This is a genomic window from Gilvimarinus sp. 1_MG-2023, assembly GCF_030548285.1.
The window spans coordinates 1-295 of record NZ_JAUOSC010000749.1 but is presented as its reverse complement, the minus strand read 5'-3'; the positions used below and the strand labels follow the sequence as shown (position 1 = coordinate 295).

Below are 295 nucleotides of genomic sequence, written 5' to 3'. Positions count from 1 at the left end.
ACACCTATGCGTGCAACCTCACTGGTAATCACGATTTATGGCGATGCGATTGAACCACACGGAGGGACGGTCTGGCTGGGTAGCCTGATCAAACTGCTAGAGCCTATCGGGATCAACGAACGCCTGATGCGTACCACTATTTTTCGTCTAACCCAGGACGGCTGGCTAATGAGTGACAAGGTGGGCCGGCGTAGCTACTACAGCCTGACTGATCCAGGCCGACGCAAGTTCAAAAAAGCGTTTCGCCGCGTATACAGTTCAAAGTCCGCCGCCTGGGACGGCTCTTGGTCACTGA

At 54.6% G+C, this 295-nt stretch carries 1 pseudogene; it reads left to right on the top strand.

Annotated features, from left to right (window positions below):
* Window positions 1–295, top strand: a pseudogene (locus tag Q4563_RS18880) (phenylacetic acid degradation operon negative regulatory protein PaaX); the annotation flags it as partial.